We start from the raw sequence: 20,831 nt of genomic DNA, 5'->3' as shown, positions 1-20,831 counted from the left end.
AACCTGAAGTTGCGCGACTTCCCGACGATGAACCACGTCGCCGGCTGGGTCCGCGAACGCCTCGGTGGCGCGGCCCCCGGCGCAACAGCGGCCGCTGCCCCGGCCGCGGCTGCGAGCCCGGTCGCGGTCCATCCGCACGGCCAGACCATCTCGGGCGATCTGCGCGCGATCGATGCCCTCCCTCGCCGCATCCCGGTCCCGTCCCTGCGCCCGGCCTTGGACAACTGCGTCGACACCGGCGTCGTGCTCGACGGCGCCCGCGTCATCGTCCGCGGTGATGGCGCAGGTGTGGCGGACGCCCTCGTCAAGCGCCTCGCAAAGGCCGGTGCCACAGTCCTGTTCGGACCCGCGGAAGTCAGCGATAACGAGTTCGCCGGCCGCCTCGCCGAGTGGCAGGAGGAAGGCCCGATCGCAGGCGTCTACTGGCTGCCGGCACTCGACGACGAAGGTGACGTCACGGCATACGGGCTCGGTGAATGGCACGGCGCGCTCCAGCGCCGCGTCAAGGGCCTCTACGCCACGATGCGCGCTCTGTGGGATGCCAGCCCCTTCCTCGTGACCGCCACGCGACTGGGCGGCTACCACGGCTATGACGCTGCGGGCGCGGCGAGCGTGCTGGGCGGCGCGGTGACCGGGTTCACCAAGTCCTACAAGAAGGAACGCCCCGACGCCCTCGTCAAGGCGGTCGACATCCCGCCGAGCCGCAAGACCGCCGCGATCGCCGAGCAACTGATCGAGGAGACGCTGCGTGACCCCGGCTGCGTCGAGGTCGGTCGAGTGGAGGGACAACGCTTCGGCGTCGCCTTCGTCGAGCAGCCCTTCCCCGCGCTGCACGACGACGGTTCCCCGCTGCACGACGGCGGTATGCCGTTGACCTCCGACTCCGTCTTCGTCGTCACGGGCGCCGCGGGCAGCATCGTCTCGGCGATCACGGCCGACCTGGCCCAGGCGAGCGGCGGGACCTTCCATCTGCTCGACCTGACGCCGACGCCCGACCCCGAAGATGCCGATCTGGCGACCTTCCGCGCCGACCGCAATGCGCTCAAGGCCACGATCGCCACCCGCTTGAAGGAGGCCGGCCAGAAGGCCACCCCGGTCGCCATCGACCGCGAGATCGCGCGCCTCGAACGTCTGGAGGCCGCCCTCACCGCGATCGAGACGGTCCAGGATGCCGGCGGCACGGCGCACTACTACAGCGTCGATCTGACCGATCCCGACGCCGTGGCCGTGGTCATGGAGCAGGTGCGCGAGCGCTCGGGCAAGATCGACGTCCTGCTTCACGCCGCCGGGCTGGAGATCAGCCGCAACCTGCCCGAGAAGGAGCCGCGCGAATACAACCTCGTCTTCGACGTCAAGACCACGGGCTGGTTCAACATCTGGCACGCCGCCAAAGACCTCGAAGTCGGTGCGGTGGTCGTCTTCTCCTCGGTCGCCGGGCGCTTCGGCAACCAGGGCCAGACCGACTACTCCGCGGCGAACGACCTGCTCTGCAAGGTCGTCTCCAACCTGCGCCGCACCCGCCCGCAGACCCGCGGGCTGGCGACGGATTGGACGGCCTGGGGCGGCATCGGCATGGCGACGCGCGGATCCATCCCCAAGATCATGGAGATGGCCGGTGTCCAGATGCTCCCGCCCGAGGCAGGCGTCGCTTGGGTGCGCCGTGAGCTGGAGTCCTCGGCCTTCAGCGGTGAGGTCATTGTCGCCGGCGTGCTCGGAGCGATGGCGGCCGAGTACCACCCGACCGGTGGGCTGGCGACGGATCGCCTCGGCGCGTGTGGACCGATGGTCGGCGAGGTGGCGGCCAGCGTGCATACGGGCATCACGTCGACGACCACCCTCGATCCTGCCCAGCAGGCCTTCCTCAATGACCACCGCATCGACGGCACGCCCGTCCTGCCCGGGGTCATGGGCATGGAGTCTTTCGCGGAGGTGGCGAGTCTGGTTGCGCCGCAAAGCTATCGGGTGGCGGGCGTCGAGGACGTCTCGTTCGCTGCGCCCGTGAAGTTCTTCCGCGACGAGCCGCGCACGCTGACGATCAGCGCCGTCGTCTCGCCGACGCCGGAGGGAGGCGATCTGCTCGCCCGGTGCACCCTGACCGCCAGCCGCCAGTTGCCCGGACAGGCCGCACCGACGATCTCGACGCACTTCACGGGGACGGTCCGGCTCACGCAGGCCGATCCCGAGCCGGGGCAGGCCGAGGTGACGACGGAGGCAACCGCGGGCGGCGCGCTCGACCAGGGGCTCGTCTACACCTTCTACTTCCACGGCCCGGCCTACCAGGTCGTGGACGAGGCGTGGCGGGACGGCGACGGGGCGACCGCGCGGATGTCGGCACACCTGCCGGACAACCACGCCCCCGCGGACGCACCGCTCATCACGGCGCCGCGGCTGGTCGAGTTGTCCTTCCAGACCGCGGGCCTGTGGGAGGCCGGGACCGCCGGCCGGCTCGCGCTGCCGATGCGCGTCGGCCGCACCAGCGTGCTGCGGGACCCGTCGACCGTCGACGGCCCGCTGTATGCCCGCGCCACCCCGCGCGCGGGCGGCTTCGATGTGCTCGTCACGGACGCCACCGGTTCGGTGGTCGTGCGGCTCGACGGCTACCAGACGGTGCAGCTGCCTGGCGACCTCAGCGAGGATGTCGCCGCGGCGCTGAGCCGGGTCTTCGCCTGATCTGCCGGCCGGGCCCGCTCCCCGCGGGGCCCGGCCGGTCTCGACCACACACTTTGACAAGGGGCACTTCGTGACAACGTCAACCCGGCTGGCCATCATCGACCACGGCGAATCCGTCGTCCGCCTGCTGGCGGCGATCGGCAACCTCAACCGCGACGCGGGGGCTGCTATCACGGCCGTCGTCGTCCACCCCGGTGACACCGCACCGTGGTATGCCCGCGAAGCCGACGCCGCGCTCGCGGTGCCCGCTGAGGCCGGCCCCGAAGGTTTGGCGACCGCGCTGCGCGAGAACGATGTCGCCGCAATCTGGCCGGGTGACCCGGCTCCATACGGCACGCTTCTGGAGGTGGTCGCAGCGGCCTCGGCGGCTGGCCTGGCCGTGATCGGCCCGGACGCCGATGCCATCCGCCGGCTCACCGGACCGGGCGGACTCTCGGGCCTCGGCGCATCGACCGGCGTGCCGGTCGACGAGAGTGCCCTGGCCGACCGCCTGCTCGAGGTGGACACCTTGCGCGATGCGGGCGGCACCATTTGGGTGCTGCCGATTCGCGATGTCTCGCTCGCCCTGGACGGAGAGCCGCTGATCGCCGAGTTCCCGGCGTCGGACGTGCCTGCCGACCTCGCCGAATCAATCACCGCCGGTGTGCGCGCCCTGGTGTCCGCCAGTGGTGTGCAGGGCGCCGTCACCTTTACCGTCGCGATCAGCGGCTCCGGAACCTTCACGGTGCGGGGCGCGTCGCCCTCCGGCCGGCCGGAGCATGCCGGCGTCGAGGAGACCACCGGCAGCAGCTTCGTCGGGCTGCAATGGCGCATCGCGCGCGGAGAGCCGTTGGAGGCGACCCCGCCCGAGGGGGACGGGGTCACGCTCGAAGCCCGCATTCTCGCGCGCGACCCCTTAGCCGGCGACGCCCTGACGGGTGGCCGCATCGCCCTGCTCGATCTGCCGATCGGCACCGGTGTGCGCGTCGATGCCAGTTTGCGGACCGGCGATGTCGTTGCGGCGGAACTGGATCCGGTGCTGGCGACGATCACGGCCTGGGGCCGCGACCGGGGTCACGCCCTTGCCCGGCTCCGGCGTGCCCTCGACCGGACGGCGGTCGTCCTCGACGGTGGTCCGACCAACAGGTCCTTGCTCATCAATGCGCTGGGGTCGCCCGATCTGCAGGCCGGCCCGGTGCCCGCCCGCTGGCTCGCGGAACGCGTAGCGGACGGGTCCAGTGGCGGCGCACCCGACCCGCTGGCCCTGCTCGTCGGCGCCATCGAGTTCTACGAGGCGGATCTGGCGATGGCCCAAGACCGCTTCCGGGCCAGCGCGGCGCGTGGCCGCCCGGAACACATCGAAGCCGTTGGCGGAACAGTCATGCTCTCGTATCTCGGTGGGGCACATCGCTATCGGGTCGACAAGGTGGCCGCCGACCGCTATCGCGTGCACGACGGAGTCGGCGTGGACGTCCACGTCGACCGGCTGAGCGCCAACGAGCGGCGTGTGGTCGCCGGCGAGCGCAAGGCCCGGGTCATCGCGATGCCGCAGCCCGAGTCGGTGCACCTCGAAATCGACGGTGTCGCTCATGTCGTGCGTCGCGACGACGGTGTGGTGGTCCGCACGGGGTGGCCAGCACTGATCGGCTCGCTGCTCGTTGCCGAGGGCGATCAGGTGGTCGCCGGACAGCCGATCGCCGCGCTCGAGTCGATGAAAATGGTCACGACCGTGACCGCGCCGCTCTCGGGTCAGGTCACCGCCGTATGCGTGCTACCCAACGCCCAGGTCGAAAAGGGCGAGCCGCTGCTGCGGATCCGCACCTCCGATCCCGCGTCGTCGTCCTCGGGTGAACGCGCGGTATCACTCGCCCATCTCGCGGCGGCACCGGACAATTCGGCCTCGTCGACCGCGGCGGCGGTCTTCTCCGAACTGACGAACTACCTCCTCGGCTATGACCTCGACCCCGCGGCCGTGCGCGCGTTCACCACGGCATACGGCAAGCTCGCGGTAAGCGATGCGCCGGGCCTGGCTGGGCACGAGGACGCCTTCCTCGATCTGTTCGCTGAGATCGGGTCGCTCTCGCGGCCCCGGGTCGAGGCGGACTCCGGCGCCGACGACGATGTGGCTAGTGACAACACCCAAGAGTTCTTCCTCGCCTTCCTCCAGTGGCTCGATCCGGACCGGGCGGGCCTGCCCGCCGGCTACCGCGCCCGCCTGGAGCACGCCCTCGCGCGCTATGGCGTGACCTCACTGCACGATCACGACGGCCTGGTCGCTGCCACCTTGTGGATGTTCCGATCCTTTAGCCGGGTGCCGGAACTGGTGCCCGTTGTCGTCGCGATCCTTGAGCGCCGGATGGGCCGCCCTGGGGCCGACAAGTCCTGGCGCGAGCGGCTGGAGCGCCTCGTCGCGGCAACCGAAGGCCGCCACCCGCAGGTCACCGATCTGGCTCGGGATGTGCACTTCCAGGCCTTCGAACAACCCGCGATCGAGCAGATCGTCGCTGTCAACGCCGAGGAGATGGCAGCGCACCTGGCCGTCCTCGCGCGCGATCCCCACACGGCCGATCGCTCGGACCGGATCAATCGGCTCGTCTGGTCGCCGCAACCGCTGCGCTCGGTGCTGCTCGACGCGTGGCGGGCCAGCGTGACCGAGGAGCCCGACTCAGCTACGGGACGCGACTTTCGGGCCGCGGTGCTGGAGATCTATGTCCGGCGCTTCTATCGCATCCGGGACCTGCGCGGGCTCGATGTCGACGTCGTCGACGGGATCGAGCTGGCATACGCCCACTATGTGCACGACGGCCGCGATCTGCACGTGGTCGCCGGCTACCTCCCGTATGCCGATCTCGTTCGCGCATCGCGTGCCGTGGCCACCCACCTTGCCACGCACGCCTTCCAGCGCGAGGCAGTCGTAGACCTGGTGACCTGGCGCGACAGCGCCTGGCAGGAGATCGGTGCGCTCGCCGAGCAGGTCGCCGACGACCTGGTCGATTGCGACTTCGGACGACCCTTGCACCGGCTCGACCTGACGGTCACGACGCTGGGCGGCGACCGGGCCAGCCGCTCCCGCACCCAGCACCTGACCTTCCGGCAGACCGACGAGGGCGGTTTTGTCGAGGAGCCGATCTATCGCAACCTGCACCCGATGCTCGGCAAGCGTCTGGACCTGTGGCGCCTATCGAACTTCACCCTGACCCGACTGCCGTCGCCCGAGGACGTCTATCTTTTCGACGGCATCGCCAAGGACAACCCCAAGGACCACCGGCTCTTCGCCCTCGCCGAGGTCCGCGACCTGACCGAGGTGACCGACGAGGAAACCGGTGAGGTCGGTTATCCCCTGCTGGGCCGGATGGGCTTGGCAGCGCTCGCCGCGATGCGCTCCGCGCTCTCGACGTATCCGGTGCGTGAGCGGCCGGTCGCCAACCGGCTCGTGCTCTCGATCCGGCCGACGTGGACCATCCCCGCCAAAGACTGGTACTCGCTGGCACGGACCTACGAAGGCCTGGCCCGCGGGGCGGGTCTGGAGAAGATCGTCCTGCACATCTCGGTGCCCGAGACCGACGCCGTCGGCAAGCGGCTCCTCCACGACCGGATCCTGCTGCTCGATGGCCTAGGCGCGGGCGGCTTGACCATCCGGATGGACGAGCCGGGGCCGAATCCCGTTCGGCCGCTGACGAAATACGCGCAGAAGGTGCTCACCGCGGCACGGTTCAAGTCGCCCTATCCGTACGAGGTCGTGCGGATGCTCACCCCGAATCCCGGGGACGCGTCGATGTTCCCGCCGGGAAGCTTCGTCGAGCTCGACCTCGGTGCGGACGACGCGCTTGTGCCGGTTGATCGCGAGCCGGGAAACAACACCGCGCACCTGGTCGTGGGGCTGCTGACCAGCTACACGAGCGTGCACCCCGAAGGCATGACGCGCATCGCCTTGTTGTCCGACCCCACGCAGGGCCTCGGCAACCTCGCGGAGCCGGAGTGCCGGCGGATCAATGCCGCGCTCGCCTATGCACTCGAACACCAGATTCCGGTCGAGTGGTATGCCGTGTCTTCCGGCGCGCTCATCGCCATGGACTCGGGCACCGAGAATATGGACTGGATCGCGCTGACCCTGCGCCGGCTCATCGAGTACACGCAAGCCGGTGGCGAGGTCAACATCATCGTGACCGGCATCAACGTCGGCGGCCAGCCCTACTGGAATGCCGAGGCGACGATGCTCATGCATACCAAGGGCATTCTCGTGATGACTCCCGCGTCGGCGATGGTGCTGACCGGCAAGCAGGCGCTCGACTTCTCCGGCGCGGTGTCCGCGGACGACAACTCCGGGATCGGCGGCTTCGACCGGGTGATGGGGCCGAATGGTCAGGCGCAGTACTGGGCCCCGAGCTTCCCCGAGGCGTGCGCCCTGCTGTTGCAGCACTACGGCTTCACGTATGTCGTTCCGGGAGAACGCTTCCCACGTCGCCACGCGTCGTCCGACCCGGTCGATCGCGATGTCCGTTCCGCACCGCACGCGGCCCTGACGGGATCGAGTTTCACGGTGGTCGGTGACGTCTTCGACGCCGCGAGCAATCCGGAGCGCAAGCTGCCCTTCGACATGCGCTCGGTGATGCGGGCGGTGGCCGACGCGGACTGCGAACCATTGGAGCGCTGGCAGGCGTGGCAGGACGCGGACACCTCGATCGTCTGGGACGCGACGATCGGCGGCGTGCCGGTCTGCCTGCTGGGCCTCGAATCGCACACGGTGCCTCGGCGGGGCTTCGTGCCGTCCTACGGTCCGCCGGCGTGGACCTCGGGAACGCTGTTCCCGCAGAGCTCGCGCAAGACGGCACGCGCGGTCAACGCCGCGAGCGGCAACCGGCCACTGGTCGTCCTGGCGAACCTCTCCGGCTTCGACGGTTCACCGGAGTCGATGCGCAACTGGCAGTTGGAGTATGGCGCCGAGATCGGCCGCGCGGTCACGAACTTCGACGGCCCGATCGTCTTCGTCGTCGTGTCGCGCTATCACGGTGGCGCCTTCGTGGTCTTCTCCAAGGCGCTCACCGAGAGCATGGAGATCGCGGCCGTCGAGGGCTCCTTCGCCTCGGTCATCGGCGGTGCACCCGCTGCCGCAACGGTTTTCGCACGCGAGGTCAAGGTCCGCACCGAGAGCGACGAGCGGGTCAAGACGGCGCGCGGGGCCGCGGCGAGCGCGTCTGGCGCCGATGCCGCCGTCGCGCGAGCGGAGTTGGCCAGGGTCAGCGCCCAGGTGCGTTCGGAGAAGCTGCGCGAGGTCGCGGACGAGTTCGACGGCATTCACACGATCGAACGCGCTCAGCGGGTCGGCTCGGTGGACCGGATCATCCGGGCCGCCGACCTACGGCCCTATGTCATCGATGCCCTCGCCCGCGGCATGCGCCGCTTCACCTGAAACGAGCGCACCACCCGACACCCCACCTCTTGCTCCGGATGCCGCACAACGGGACGTCTCTCGCCCTGTCGACGTCCGCACCCGGACGATTGCGGCATCCGGAGCACGCGTTGGCGCCGCACGCGTCACGCCTGCGGCGCAAAGGGGTTCGCAAGCCAGCTGTGCACCGGGGTCGACGCGGCTAAATCCGCGCCGCCGGGCAGGCGCGAAGGCGGCTCGCCCGCCGCGCGGGTGGCGAGGGTCAGCACGAAAGCCCCGTCGCGGCGCCACCAGCCGACGAACCGATCCCCCGAGGTGCTCGCGATAGTCAGTTCACCCCAGCCATCCGACCGCGTCAGCGGGTGCACCGTGACGAGGACACTGCGGGTGTCTGCACGCAGCCCGACGCGCTGAACCTTCAGGGCCGCCTCCTTGGCCGACCAGATCAGGTTGGCCGCGGCATCCCAGCCGTCGGCGGCCCCTCGATCCCGCTCGCTGCCGACCCAGTCCTGCTCCGGCCGTGTGAGGAAGTCGGCGACGAAACCCTCAGACCGCGGCTCGACGATCTCCAGATCGATCCCCAGCGTCCCCGCGGCCATCGATCCCGGTGGCCCGAGAAGCGCCACCGCGTGACCGGCGCGATCGGTCAACGAAATGTCGAAATCCGTTCGCACACCATCGATCTCGACATAGGGCGCACCGCCGGGCGCGTTGAGCATCGCGATCCGCGCCAAGGTCGCCGGCGCCTCCCCCAGCCCGTATGCCGTGGCTACCGCCCGCTTGCCCGCGCACCTGCGCAGGAGGTACTCGGTGCGGCGTTTGGTGAACCGCATCCCAGCTAGCCGCTCGCGTTCGCGGGGCACGAGCCAATCGGTGCCGCCCGGGATGGCGTCCTCGCCGCAGGCATACCACTGCAGGCCGGGACCTGACATGAGCACCTCCGATCGCGCTTCTGCCTCCAGGTTATGTCCCCGCGTCACACGTGCCCTCGCGAGGCGGCATGCTTGGACGAGCCAGAGTCGTCATCGACGGAAGGATTCAGATGTCCATGCGTGCTGTCGTCTACGACCGGCCGCGGGAGTTCGCCATTCGTGAGGTGCCCGTGCGCGATCCCGGTGCCGGCGAGGTGCGGATCAGGGTGTTGCAGAGCGGCGTCTGCGGCACCGATCTGCACATCCACGAGGGCGGCTTCATCGCCGACTATCCCCTGACTCCTGGGCACGAAACCGTCGGCATCGTCGACGCGGTGGGTGCCGCTATCGATGGGTTGTCGGTCGGTGAGCACGTGGTCATCAACCCCAACTTGACCTGCGGCCGCTGCGAGCACTGCCGCGCCGGGCAGCCCCGCTTCTGCCCGTCCTTCGGCGGGCTCGGCACGCTATTGCCGGGTGGCTTCGCGGAATACCTGGTCGCGCCCCAGGCGCAGGTCTTCTCCGCCGAGGGACTCTCGCCCGATGTCGCCGTCTTCGCCGAACCGGCCGCGTGCGCCGTGCATGGCATCGAGGTGTTGAAGCCGCGCCCCGGCACCAGCGCGCTTGTCGTCGGCACCGGCGCCACTGGCCTGCTCCTCGCGCAACTGATCGCCCACGCGGGGGCGGCCCGCGTCACGGTGGCGTCGATCGCTGCCGACCAGTTGGCGACCGCCACTGCGCTTGGGCTCGATGCCACCTACCTGATGGATCGCGATCGCCTGGCCGATGACATCACTGCGCTGAAGGCGTTGTCCGGCAAGGGATTCGACTATGTCGTCGATGCCACGGGGGTGGCCCGCGTGCAGGAGGCGACCATCGCTTTGGCGCGCCCGGGAGCGACGATTCTCTGGTACGGCGTGGCCAACGAGCGCGACCGCGTCTCGGTCTCGCCCTATGACGTCTTCCGCCGCGAGCTGACCATCACTGGGTCGTTCTCCGAGATCGACACCGTGCCCGCGGCGCTGGCGATGCTGCGGGCGGGCCGCATTCGCACCGACGGCCTGATCACCCACCGCTTCCCGCTCGAGCGCTATGGCGAGGCCCTCGACGCGGTGCGCACCGACCCCACGGCGCACAAGGTAATGCTCGTCCCCTAGGACCACGAGAGGATTGCCGTATGCCGCCCGCCCACGTCACGCTCTGGACGGCATCGACCGCGGTGGCCGGGTCGGCGACGCCGTGGTTGTCCGAGTCCGAACGCGCCCGGGCCGCGAGCTATCGGCGGGCGGTCGATTGCGACCGGTTCACGGTGGGGGCCGCGTTGGTGCGGCTGGCGGTGGCCCGGCATACCGGTGGTGATCCGCGGGGGGCGGTCATCGACCGCACCTGTCTCGAGTGCGGCCGCCCACATGGGCGACCGACCGCGACGGCCTCCGGCCTGGCGCTGTCCGTTTCCCACGCTGGTGCGATGGTCGTGGTGGCCGCGAGCACCGACGCGGTGGCTGTCGGCGTCGACATCGAGCAGGTCCCGGCGCGCATCGAGGCAGGGGTGATCGATCTGGCTCTCGATCTGGGCGAGCAGCAGTGGGTCGCAGCCGGCGGAGTCGATGGCGATAGCAGCCCCGAGCAACGCTTCACCAGGCTGTGGACGCTGAAGGAGGCGGCCGTCAAGGCGACCGGCGACGGACTACGCGCGGCGCTGCCCGAGGTCATCTTCAGCGCGACGGATCCGGGCAAGTGGCGGTTGGCGGGCTACCCCGACGGGCTGGGCGTGGAGCCGATGTCGCTCGCTGCGATCCCTGCCGCGATGCTGGCAAATGCCCAACTGGTCGGGTCGGTCGCGGCAATCGGCGCTGACGTGGTGCTCCTGGACCACCAGGACGGGGCGTCGGCACTCGGGGCATTGAGGGCTGGGCGCCCGAAGCTTCCTGGTGCAGAGGGCGACGGTTCGGGGAACCGCTAACCCGACTCCTGGCACACCCCGCGATTCAGCCCGCACGCAGAAGCGACCCGCGGCCGGCGCGTAGGCGCCGGCCGCGGGTCGCATTTGCGTTGCGAGCCCGGGCTCTCGAATCAGAGGCCGGTGACCCGGTCCGGGGGCGGGGTGACGCCCGGGTGGGCGCCGAGGAAGTCGACCAGATTGGCCAGATCCTCCTTGCCGCCGAGCAGGTTGGTCCCAGCCATGAAGCCGGTGAAGGAGTCGCCGCCATTAGCCAGGAAGTTGATCGTCCCGACCCGGTAAGTCGCCGCCATGTCCATCGGCACGCCGTTCAGGGCCATCGTCCCCGGGACGACCCGGCTGCCCTGCGGCTGGGTGGCGTCCCAGGTGTAGGAGAAGCCCTCGGAGACCCCGAGTCCGAGCGCATCGCGACCGCCCGGGCGACCGGCGACGTACTGCTGCTCCAGGGTGTCCTTGATCTGCTGACCGGTCATGTCCAGCGAGACCAGCAGGTTGCCGAAAGGTGCGACGTTGTAGGCCTCGGTGTAGGTGATCTCCCCCGGCTGCTCGCTATTGCTGATCTGGTTGGTCAGGAAACTGGCCCGGACCCCACCGACGTTCATGAACGCCAACTGGGTGTTGCCGGACTGGGTGCCCCAGAGGATGGCGTCGGCGATCAGGTCACCCATCGGGGTCTCGATGCCTCGGTTGCCGCTGGAGTCGCCCGTGACATCCTGCGCGACGGTGCCGACGACCTTGCCCGCGATCGGGCCGGCGAGCGACTGCCACTTGCCGATGACCGCGGTCTCCGCCGGGTCTGGCGTATTAGCCCGGTCGACGATGACATTGTGCGAGACGAAGGAGCTGCGGTTGACGTCCTTGCTGACCGAGTTGATCGTGAAGTAGGTCTCGGTGACCATCTGGCCATAGGACGCGGCGCTGGTGACCAGGCGCGGCCGGCCCTGCGGGTCGCTCTGGGTGCAGACATACGGCTGGTGGGTGTGGCCGGAGACCACGACGTCGACCAGGGCGCTGAACTTCGGCGCCATATCGGCGATCGGACCGTTGAAGCCGACGCACCCGTCATAGTTCGAGGTGGTGGGATCCTGCTGGCCGCCCTGGTGGATCAGCACGACGATCGCCTTGACCCCCTTGCGGTTCAAGGCGCCCGCCTGCTGGTTGACCGTCTGGATCTCGTCCGTGAAACGCACGCTGGCTACACCAGCGGGGTCGACGAGGCTCGGCGTGCCCTTGAGCGTCAGGCCGATGAAACCGATCGGGACGCCACCGACATAGCGGATCGTGGTGCCGGGCAGGAGCAGCTTGTTGTCCGACTTCTTGACGACATTCGCCGCGAGATAGGGGTACTTGGCCCCGGCATACGGCTCGGACGGGAAGTAGCAGCCGTCGACCGGGTGACAGCCACCATTCTGCATGCGCAACAGCTCGGCGGTGCCCTCATCGAACTCGTGGTTGCCGACACTGGTGACATCGAGGCCGAGGGTATTGAGCGATTCGACGCTCGGCTCGTCGTGGAACATGCCCGAGAGGAAGGTCGAGCCGCCAATGGTGTCGCCGGCGGCGACCGTCAGCGAGTTCTTGTCGCCGACCTTGGCCCGCAATTGGGTCAGCTTTGCTGACAGGTACTCCACGCCTCCCGCGGGCGTCGCGGCCGGGTCGCTCGCCAACGGCCGATCGGTGGCCTCGAGGTGGCCGTGGTAGTCGTTGAAGGACAGTAGCTGCACGGGGATCGCCCGCGCGCTGGAGTCGGCGGCGCTGGCGCCGCTCGCCCCGGCCATCGCCGAAGCCAATGCCGCGACCGCCCCGGCGGCCAGCAGGGTCGTGCTCTTACGCATTCAAAACCTCCCTAGGGCGCGGCCACCCCGGCCGCACGGGAGGGACGCTACCGGCCACCACCGACAACGGCTACCAATAGCGTGGAGCCAATTGGCCGAATCCCCGGTGAACGATCAGGTGAGCGCCTGCGTCGCGCCCAACTGATCGAGCACGAAGGCCCACTCCCACGCGACCTCGCGCCACGCGTCATACCGCCCGCTGCGGCCGCCGTGCCCGGCCGACATCTCCGTGCGCAGCAGGATCGGCGCGGACGCCGGATCGTTGGTCGCTCGTTCGCGCAGTCGCGCTACCCACTTCGCCGGCTCGGTGACCAGGACACGCGTGTCGTGCAGCGACGTCGTCGCCAGGATTGCCGGGTAGGCCTGCTCGCGCACATTGTCATACGGCGCGTATCCCGCCATCCAGCCGTATGCCGCGGCCTCCGCCAGCGGGTTGCCCCACTCCTCCCACTCCCCCGCGGTGAGCGGGAGGTCGGGGTCGAGCATTGAGGTCAGGGCGTCGACGAAGGGGACGGCGGCGAGCGCGACCCGGAAGCGGTCCGGCGCGCGGTTGAGGACCGCGCCGATGAGCAGCCCACCCGCGGAGCCCCCCTCGCAGGCCAGGCGGGTGGGGTCGACCCAGCCCCCGCGCAGGTGGTCGGCGACCGCGACGAAGTCGTCGAAGGTGTTGGTCTTGGCCGCAAACTTGCCATCCTCATACCAGCCCCGGCCCATCTCGCCGCCCCCACGGACATGCGCGACGACATAGACCAGCCCCCGGTCGAGGAGGCTGAGGCGGGCGACCGAGAAGTAGGGGTCGTTGGGAATCTCGTAGGCGCCGTAGCCCGTCAGGAAGCCGGGGGCCGTGCCGTCGGGGGCCACGCCGGCCCGGCGGACGATCGAGATGGGCACCTGGGTTCCGTCTGCGTTGCCCACCCATTCGCGCGACTCGCGATACCGCTCGGGGTCGAAATCGCCGAGCACCGGCTGGCGCTTGAGGAGGGTGCGCGCGCCCGAGAGGGGGTCAACGGCATACGTGGCGCGGGGCTGGATAAAACTCTCCTGGGTCACCAAGAGCGCCGTCGAGGCGAACTCGGGGTTGTCGCCCAAGGAGAGCGCGGTCAACTCGCCATCGACCGGCCACGGTCGCGCGGCACCCAGACGCGACGGACCGCTCGGGTCGCGCGGGAGCACCCGAAGCGCCGGCAGCCCGCCGGCGCGCAGGCTCAGCACCACGAAATCCGCGAAGGCATCGACCCCGAGGAAGCGCTCGCCCGCGCCGTGTTCGAGAATCGGGTGCCAGACGCCCGGCTCGTCCAGGCTCGCCCACGCCAAGTCGCTCTCGCGGCTGCGTTCGTTGTGGACGATCAGCAGTCGGTCGTCGTCGACCTCGACGTCATAGTCGAGGCCTTCGACCCGCTCGCGCACGCACCGCCACTCACCGGTCGGGTCGTCGGCCGGCAGCAGCCAGGTCTCGCTCGTGGTCTTGGTGCCGAGGCCGATCATCAGGAAGCGGTCCTCGCGCGAGCTGCCCAGGCCCATCCAGAAGCGCTCGTCGTCCTCCTGCCGGATCAAGACGTCCTGCGCGCGCGGGGTACCGATCTCGTGCCGCCACACCTGAAAGGGCCGCCACGCCTCGTCGACAACGACATAGAAGAGGTAGTGCCCCGACCGGTCGAACTCCGCCCCGTAACCGACCTCCGCAATCGCGTCGTCGATGACCTCACCGGTCGCGATGTCGCGAACGGTCAGGGCGAAGCGCTCGTCTCCTTCGAGGTCGATGCCGGCGACGACCAAGCGCTCGTCGTGGCTGACCGCGAGCGCGCCGACGGCGAAGAAGTCGTGGCCCCGGGCCGCGGCATTGCCGTCCAGGAGCACTTGCTCCCCTTCCGGTATGCCGCCCGCCGCCAACTCCGGTCGCGGCGCGTCCGGCGTGGGGCGCGGGCAGCGGGCGTGCACGGCATATTGCTCGCCCTCAATGGTGCGCGTGTAGTACCACCAGTTGCCGTCACCGACCGGGACGCTGAGGTCGCTCTCCTGCACACGCGACTTGATCTCGCGAAAGATGCTCTCCCGCAAGGGGTCCAGGTGCGCGGTGCGCGCGTCGGCGTAGGCATTCTCGGCGGTCAGATAGGCGATGAGCTCGGGGTCCTCACGATCGGCCATCCAGGCATACGGGTCCTCGACCGTATGCCCGTGGTACGTCCGCGTGCTCGGCCGTTGCGGCGCGACGGGGGGCTGCGGGAGGTCGGCGTGGCTCACCAGGGCACCCTACGCGCCCACCCTCCTGTGCTACCCGCGGGTAGGTGTGTCAAGGCGGGCGGCAGAGCGCCCGCTTTGACACCTCTACCCGGAGTAGGAATAGGAACGCGAGCCCGTCAGCTCACCGAGCGGGCGCCCAGGAGGACCTTCAGGTCGCCGATCAGTGCCTCTGTGGCGTTCACCCGGAAGCGGTCGTCCAGGCGCAGCAGGACCGTCCGGCCCGGTTGGACGAGCTTCAGGTGGACCTCGGTCGCGCCCGGATAGGAGACCAGCACGGTCTTCAGCTTCTCCACGGCCGGGGTGGTTGCGCGGGTCGCGTCCATCGAGATGACCACCGGCCCCCGCGGCCCCTCGGTGACATCGGGCAGCGAGAAGTCGGCGGCGGTCAACTGCACGCCGTCCTCGCGCCGACGCACCCGGCCTTTGACCGAGCAGACAGCATCCATCGCGAGCAGATGCTGGCAGGCGAGATAGGTCTTGGTGAAGAACATGACCTCGACCGCGCCGCCGAGGTCCTCGATCGTCACCTGGGCATATGGGTCGCCGCGCTTGTTGCGCTTGACCGCCATCGAAGTGACCAAGCCCGAGATGGTGACCTGCGCATTGTCCTCATAGGACGAATCCTCTTCCAGCAGAGCGGCGATGCCGGTGTCGCTATTGCGCGCCAGCACATGCTCGATGCCAAAGAGCGGGTGATCGCTGACATAGAGCCCGAGCATGTCGCGCTCGTGCGCGAGCTGAGTGCGCTTGTCCCAGTGCGCCGCCGGGATCGGCGGCAGCCCCGAGAAGTCCATGCTGACCTCGTCCTCGAAACTGCCGAAGAGGCTGTCCTGCCCCATCGCCTCGGCACGTTTGGCCTCGACATAGGCCTCGACATAGTCCTCGTGCACCCGCACCAGCCCGGCCCGCGGGTGACCGAGATCGTCGAAGGCTCCGGCCTTGATCAGCGACTCGATCGTCCGCTTGTTGCAGACCGTCACCGGCACCTTGTCCAGGAAGTCACCGAAGGAGGTGAACTTGCCCTTGGCCTCCCGGGCCGCCACGATCGCATCGACCACATTGCGCCCGACATTGCGGATGGCCTCCAGCCCGAAGCGGATGTCGCCGCCCACCGCCGCGAAGCTCGCCCGCGACTCATTGACCGACGGCGGAAGCACGGTGATGTGCATGCGCCGCGACTCATTCAGATAGAGCGCCGACTTGTCCTTGTCGTCGCGGACGCTGGTCAGCAGGGCCGCCATATATTCGGCGGGATAGTTCGCCTTGAGATAGCCGGTCCAATAGGACACCAGCCCGTATGCCGCAGTGTGGGCCTTGTTGAAGGCGTAGTCCGAGAAGGGCACCAGCACATCCCACAGCGCCGTGACCGAGGCGAGCGAAAAGCCGTTGGTCTGCATTCCCGCCGAGAAGTTCTCGAACTCGGCGTCGATGACCTCCTTCTTTTTCTTGCCCATTGCCCGCCGCAATAGATCGGCCGTGCCGAGCGAGTAGCCGGCCAATTTCTGCGCCAATTCCATTACTTGCTCTTGATAAATGCACAACATATGCGTATTTCCCAAGATGGGCTCAAGGGCCGCGACCATCGCTGGTTCGAGCTTCCCGGCCAGCTTGGGGTCGAGCGGGACGACCTCCTGCTTGCCGTTCTTGCGCAAGGCAAAGTTGGTGTGCGCGTCGACGCCCATCGGGCCCGGGCGATAGAGCGCGAGCGCCGCGGAAATGTCCTCGAAATTGTCCGGCTGCATCAACTTGAGCAGGGTGCGCATGCCGCCGCCGTCGAGCTGGAAAACGCCCAGCGTGTCCCCGCGCGCCAATAGTTGATAGGTGGCCGGATCGTCGAGGGTTTCCGAGAGCGCGTCGAGATCGATCTCCTCGCCGCGATTGTCGCGAATATTGTCGATCGCGTCATCGAGGACCGTCAGATTGCGCAGACCCAGGAAGTCCATCTTGACTAGCCCGAGTTGCTCGCAACTCGGATAGTCGAACTGGGTGATGATCTGCCCGTCTTGCTCCCGCTTCATGATCGGGATTAAGTCGGTCAGCGGCTCGCTGGACATGATGACGCCCGCGGCGTGCACTCCGGCCTGCCGCTTGAGGCCCTCGAGGCCAATCGCGGTCGCGACGATCTCCTGGACCGGCTGCTCCTCGGCGTGGATGGCGCGGAAGTCGGCGCCATCGGCATACCGCGGGTGCTCGGCATCGAAGATGCCCTTCAAGGGCACGCCCTTGCCCATCACATCGGCCGGCATCGCCTTGGTCAGCCGATCCCCCATTGCGAACGGGTGCCCGAGCACCCGCGCGGCATCCTTGACCGCCTGCTTGGCTTTGATCGTGCCGTAGGTGACGATCTGCGCAACCCGGTCGTCGCCGTACTTCTCGGTCACATAGCGGATGACTTCACCGCGGCGCCGCTCGTCGAAGTCGACGTCGAAGTCGGGCATCGAGGGCCGCTCGGGGTTGAGGAAGCGCTCGAAGATCAGACCGTGCCGCAGCGGGTCGAGATCGGTGATCCGCATGGCATAAGCGCACATCGACCCGGCACCCGACCCGCGGCCGGGGCCGACCCGGATGCCATGGTCCTTGGCCCAGTTGATGAAGTCGGCGACGACGAGGAAGTAGCCGGCATAGCCCTTGCTGACGATGATGTCGATCTCGTATGCCGCCTGCGTGCGGGAGGCGTCGGGCACCCCGCCCGGATAGCGCGCCTGCAGGCCGGTCTCGACCTCCTTGATGAACCACGACGTCTCGTCCTCCCCCGGCGGGCAGGGAAAACGGGGCATGTACTGCCCCTCCTTCTCCACGAAGGAGACCTCGCACTGCTCGGCGATGCGCAAGGTGTTGTCGCACGCCTGCGGCAACTCTCGGAACAGCGCCCGCATCTCGGCGGCGCTGCGCAGATAGAAGGAGTCCGCATCGAACTTGAACCGGCCCGGGTCCATCAACGTCGACGCGGACTGCACGCACAGCAGGGCCGCATGCGCCTTCGCGTCCTCGGCATTGGTGTAGTGCAGGTCGTTGGTCGCCAGCAGCGGCAACTGCAACTCCTTGGCCAGCCGCAGCAACTCCGCTCGGGTCTGGCGCTCGATGCCGAGCCCGTGATCCATGATCTCGGCGTAGAAGTGCTCCTTGCCGAAGATGTCCTGCAGTTCGCTCGCCGTCTGGCGCGCCTCGGCATACTGCCCGAAACGCAGGCGCGTCTGGATCTCGCCGCCGACACAGCCGGTCGTGCCGATCAGGCCGCCGGCATAGCGGCTGAGCAGATCGCGGTCCATGCGGGGCTTGTAATAGTGCCCCTCGAGCGAGGCCAGCGAGCTCATCCGGAAAAGGTTGTGCATGCCCTCGGTGGTGCGCGAGAGCAAGGTCATGTGGGTGTAGGCGCCATTGCCGCCGATGTCGTCGCGCCCGCCGTCACCCCATTTGACGCGCGTTTTGTCGCGGCGCGCGGTGCCGGGCGTGACATAGGCCTCGACCCCGATGATCGGCTTGATGTCGTACTTGCGGGCCTTGGACCAGAACTCGTAGGCACCGTAGATGTAGCCGTGGTCGGTCGTTGCGATCGCCGGCATCCCCTGATCGGCCGCGGCCTTGAGCAGCTCGTCGATCCGCGCGGCCCCGTCGAGCATGGAGTACTCGGTGTGGACGTGCAGATGGACGAAGTTGTCCGGCGCGGTGGGCGAGAGCGGGGAATCAGACATGGGACTTGGAGTCTAGGACGCCCCACCGACAGCCCTCGGCGTGTCCGCATGCCGCTCGGCGTTTCGCTCACGCGACACGGCGCGTGACGCAAAGGGACCGCGCCCGCCGTCGGGGGTGACGGCGGGCGCGGGTGGGGTTGAGCCGCTGACGATCAGTAGCGCGGCGCGTCCTGCGGGGGCACGTGGCCCTGCGGGGCCGGCGCGTCCGGGTAGCTCGGCGCATAGGTGGGCGGGACGTATGCCGTGGCACCGGCATACGGCTCGGTCACCGGCCGCCGGCCGCGGCGCCCCCCTGCGGGGCCACGACCGACGACGAAGGATCCGAGGACGATCGCGGCAACCGCGAGCGCGAACCAGCCGAAGGGGTGATGCACGCCGATGTCGCTGAGCAGGACCAGGCCGGCCACGACGGTCAGGGCGATGGCCTTGCCCTCCCCGCCGCGCACCGCACGCTCGAAGGTGACTCGGCCGCGGGTGTCTGGGAGGAGCAGCCAGGCGGCCAGATAGAGACCGAAGGCGGGTCCGAAGAAGGCGAGGACGACGGCGGCGATCCGGACGGCCTTGGCGGAGACGCCGAGGCGGGCAGCGACGCTGCCACAGACGCCGGCGATGACGCGGTCGTCGCTGCGGACGATCGGGCTGCGGTGGAGAACCTCGAAGAAGCGGTCGAGTCCGGTGTGGGTGCTGGCTGTGGTGGTCATGTCCTCAACTGTGCGCCGGCCTAGGCCCGCGCACATCGCGGTGCCGCCCTGACCCGACCCCCTACCCACCCCGATCACCTCCGGGACCGACCCTGGTGACCGCCTCAGGGGCGTAGTCCACGGGTCGGCGCGGAGTCCATGACCCGACAGGAGCACCATGACCGCTAGGACGCTGGTGCTGGACCAACGCGAGTGGACGCTCGGCATGGTTGCCGACGCCGTGCCGGAGTTGGTCATCGAGATCCTGTCGCCCAATACCCGTCTGGTCGATGTCTTTCTCACGATGCCTCGCTTCGCCCGCGCCGGCTGCCCGAGCTTCTGGCTGGTCGACCTCGAGATGCCGGCGGTCATGGCATACGCGCTGGACGGCGACACCTACTGCCAGATCGCGCACGTCACCGGCGAGCAGCCGTGGGCGGCTGTGCTCCCCTTCGCCGTCACGATCGTCCCGGCCCGGCTCCTCGACTAGCCGGCCCACTGGCGGGACAGTCCACACCTGAGCCGCATACCCAGAGGTCGGCGGGGCCTCACAGCAGGTCGAGCGCCCGCTCCAGATCGGGGCTGTAGTCGCTGGTGAAGGTGACCCATTCCCCGGTGCCGGGGTGTTCGAATCCGAGCCCGACGGCGTGGAGCCATTGCCGTTCCAACCGCAGCCGGCGCGCAAAGACGGGGTCCGCGCCATACGTCAAGTCGCCGACGCACGGATGGCGCAGGGCGCTGAAGTGCACGCGGATCTGATGCGTCCGGCCGGTCTCGAGTTTGATCTCTAGCAGGGACGCCGCGCGGAAGGCCTCGACCAACTCGTAGTGGGTCACGCTGTGCCGACCGGAGTCCATGACCGCGAACTTGTAGTCGTGGCCGGGGTGCCGCCCGATGGGCGCGTCGATGGTGCCCGAGAGGGGATCAGGCAGGCCCTGCACGAGCGTGTGGTAGGTCTTGTCGACCGAGCGCGACCGGAAAGCCTGCTTGAGGCGGCTGTAGCCGTACTCGCTCTTGGCAACTACCATCAGCCCCGAGGTCCCGACGTCCAGCCGGGAGACGATTCCTTGCCGCTCGCTCGCCCCGGACGTGGTGATCTGGTAGCCCGCTGCCAGCAGCCCCCCCAACACATCCGGGCCCGACCAGCCGACGCTCGGGTGCGCGGCCACCCCCGGTGGCTTGTCGACCACGACGATGTCGTCGTCGTCGTGGACGATCTGCAGGTCCGGTATAGGGGTCGGCTCAATGCTCGGACCCACCGCCGGCGCCGGGATGGTCACATCGAGCAGGTCGCCGTCGGCGACACGGGCGGACTTGCCGACCACCGTGCCATTGACCGACACCTCGCCGGCAGCCGCGAGGTCGGCCGCTGCCGTCCGGCTCAAGCCCAGCAGTCGCGCGAGGGCCGCGTCCACCCGCTCCCCGGCGAGCCCCTCGGGCACCAGGAGGCGCGAATTGTAGGTGCCGGACTGGA

Annotated in this window: 11 protein-coding genes; 5 read left to right on the top strand and 6 right to left on the bottom strand. The window is 69.0% G+C overall.

The genetic code is table 11. The annotated features are described in order from the left end of the window. Together PKH97_RS03725 and PKH97_RS03720 are read left to right on the top strand one after the other, a co-directional pair. Nucleotides 1-2,670 (top strand): SDR family NAD(P)-dependent oxidoreductase (locus tag PKH97_RS03725; RefSeq protein WP_324386059.1); only part of this gene is annotated, 2,670 nt, incomplete at its 5' end. A gap of 70 nt (nucleotides 2,671-2,740) precedes the next feature. Further along, on the top strand, nucleotides 2,741-8,059 hold the full coding sequence (locus PKH97_RS03720; RefSeq protein WP_324386058.1) for a carboxyl transferase domain-containing protein: 5,319 nt from the start codon (nucleotides 2,741-2,743) through the stop codon (nucleotides 8,057-8,059). Nucleotides 8,060-8,184: 125 nt separating this feature from the next. Here the strand turns inward: PKH97_RS03720 and PKH97_RS03715 are convergent, their stop codons facing one another. After that, nucleotides 8,185-8,970 carry a 4'-phosphopantetheinyl transferase superfamily protein gene (locus PKH97_RS03715; RefSeq protein ID WP_324386057.1) on the bottom strand — a complete coding sequence of 262 codons (786 nt, stop codon included), beginning with the start codon at nucleotides 8,968-8,970 and terminating at the stop codon, nucleotides 8,185-8,187. Between the two features lie 110 nt (nucleotides 8,971-9,080). Between PKH97_RS03715 and PKH97_RS03710 the strand changes: the two genes are divergently transcribed. Together PKH97_RS03710 and PKH97_RS03705 are read left to right on the top strand one after the other, a co-directional pair. Continuing rightward, entirely contained in the window at nucleotides 9,081-10,106 is a 1,026-nt protein-coding gene (locus PKH97_RS03710) for a zinc-dependent alcohol dehydrogenase family protein (RefSeq protein WP_324386056.1), read from the top strand. 20 nt (nucleotides 10,107-10,126) lie between these two features. Then, nucleotides 10,127-10,912: a 4'-phosphopantetheinyl transferase superfamily protein gene (locus PKH97_RS03705; RefSeq protein ID WP_324386055.1), complete on the top strand. Its 786-nt coding sequence runs from the start codon at nucleotides 10,127-10,129 to the stop codon at nucleotides 10,910-10,912. A 110-nt stretch (nucleotides 10,913-11,022) separates the two neighbouring features. On the opposite strand, the gene PKH97_RS03700 is transcribed toward PKH97_RS03705, so the two are convergent. From PKH97_RS03700 to PKH97_RS03685, 4 genes are all read right to left on the bottom strand, one after another. Next, complete coding sequence (locus PKH97_RS03700; protein WP_324386054.1) at nucleotides 11,023-12,744, bottom strand: bifunctional metallophosphatase/5'-nucleotidase; 1,722 nt, start codon at nucleotides 12,742-12,744, stop codon at nucleotides 11,023-11,025. A 114-nt stretch (nucleotides 12,745-12,858) separates the two neighbouring features. Further along, a complete protein-coding gene (locus tag PKH97_RS03695) occupies nucleotides 12,859-14,985 on the bottom strand; it encodes a S9 family peptidase (protein ID WP_324386053.1) in 2,127 nt (708 codons plus the stop codon). Between the two features lie 116 nt (nucleotides 14,986-15,101). Continuing rightward, nucleotides 15,102-18,677, bottom strand: coding sequence for a DNA polymerase III subunit alpha (dnaE, locus tag PKH97_RS03690; RefSeq protein ID WP_324386052.1), 3,576 nt, complete (start codon nucleotides 18,675-18,677; stop codon nucleotides 15,102-15,104). A 152-nt stretch (nucleotides 18,678-18,829) separates the two neighbouring features. Continuing rightward, nucleotides 18,830-19,378, bottom strand: coding sequence for a PspC domain-containing protein (locus PKH97_RS03685; RefSeq protein ID WP_324386051.1), 549 nt, complete (start codon nucleotides 19,376-19,378; stop codon nucleotides 18,830-18,832). 157 nt (nucleotides 19,379-19,535) lie between these two features. On the opposite strand from PKH97_RS03685, the gene PKH97_RS03680 reads away from it, so the two are divergent. After that, entirely contained in the window at nucleotides 19,536-19,847 is a 312-nt protein-coding gene (locus PKH97_RS03680; RefSeq protein WP_324386050.1) for a Uma2 family endonuclease, read from the top strand. Between the two features lie 58 nt (nucleotides 19,848-19,905). Here the strand turns inward: PKH97_RS03680 and PKH97_RS03675 are convergent, their stop codons facing one another. Continuing rightward, nucleotides 19,906-20,802 (bottom strand): RluA family pseudouridine synthase, encoded by an 897-nt coding sequence (locus PKH97_RS03675; RefSeq protein ID WP_324386060.1) that lies wholly within the window; start codon nucleotides 20,800-20,802, stop codon nucleotides 19,906-19,908. Nucleotides 20,803-20,831: the final 29 nt, after the last annotated feature.

This window comes from Nostocoides sp., from assembly GCF_035343835.1.
Classification (GTDB): domain Bacteria; phylum Actinomycetota; class Actinomycetes; order Actinomycetales; family Dermatophilaceae; genus Nostocoides_A; species Nostocoides_A vanveenii.
This window is presented reverse-complemented; position numbering and strand designations above follow the sequence as displayed.

What these genes read in the sequence shown, in the direction of transcription:
- PKH97_RS03715 (WP_324386057.1), bottom strand. Translation starts at nt 8,970, where the DNA reads ATGTCAGGTCCCGGCCTGCAGTGGTATGCCTGCGGCGAGGACGCCATC.
- PKH97_RS03710 (WP_324386056.1), top strand. Translation starts at nt 9,081, where the DNA reads ATGTCCATGCGTGCTGTCGTCTACGACCGGCCGCGGGAGTTCGCCATT.
- PKH97_RS03705 (WP_324386055.1), top strand. Translation starts at nt 10,127, where the DNA reads ATGCCGCCCGCCCACGTCACGCTCTGGACGGCATCGACCGCGGTGGCC.
- PKH97_RS03700 (WP_324386054.1), bottom strand. Translation starts at nt 12,744, where the DNA reads ATGCGTAAGAGCACGACCCTGCTGGCCGCCGGGGCGGTCGCGGCATTG.
- dnaE (WP_324386052.1), bottom strand. Translation starts at nt 18,677, where the DNA reads ATGTCTGATTCCCCGCTCTCGCCCACCGCGCCGGACAACTTCGTCCAT.
- PKH97_RS03685 (WP_324386051.1), bottom strand. Translation starts at nt 19,378, where the DNA reads ATGACCACCACAGCCAGCACCCACACCGGACTCGACCGCTTCTTCGAG.
- PKH97_RS03680 (WP_324386050.1), top strand. Translation starts at nt 19,536, where the DNA reads ATGACCGCTAGGACGCTGGTGCTGGACCAACGCGAGTGGACGCTCGGC.